Origin of the sequence: Pseudoalteromonas rubra, from assembly GCF_005887115.1 — a bacterium.
Classification (GTDB): domain Bacteria; phylum Pseudomonadota; class Gammaproteobacteria; order Enterobacterales; family Alteromonadaceae; genus Pseudoalteromonas; species Pseudoalteromonas rubra_F.
In genome coordinates this window covers 1-314 of the sequence record NZ_PNCJ01000208.1, presented here as the reverse complement: position 1 = coordinate 314, position 314 = coordinate 1, and the positions used below count along the sequence as shown (strand labels likewise).

The following is a 314-nucleotide window of genomic DNA, read 5'->3' as shown; positions in this document are numbered from 1 at the left end:
GCTTGAAAGGGGCATAAAATGCAGACTCGGTGACATCATCGACCAAATACGCGCTTATCGACTCCTCATAGCCGGCAAGCACGGCTTTAGGTTGCGTTAACCCTGTTTCGAGCCCTTTTTTCATCCAATAGATGTTTTGCTCAAAGAACCGAGGCACTTGGCGCAGGCGCGCTAAGTAGGTTTCAAACCCTTGAGCAGAACTGTAATCTCCACGCTGCACCATAAATGACAAGGATGAGTGAAAACCATATTCGGAGGTCAGGGGCATATAGTGCGCATTGAACACATACTCATCGACACTATTTTGCACCTGC

At 48.1% G+C, this 314-nt stretch carries 1 protein-coding gene; it reads right to left on the bottom strand.

The features are described 5' to 3' along the window. On the bottom strand, positions 1–314 hold a 314-nt coding region (locus CWB98_RS23775), incomplete at both ends, for a DUF885 family protein (RefSeq protein WP_138547004.1).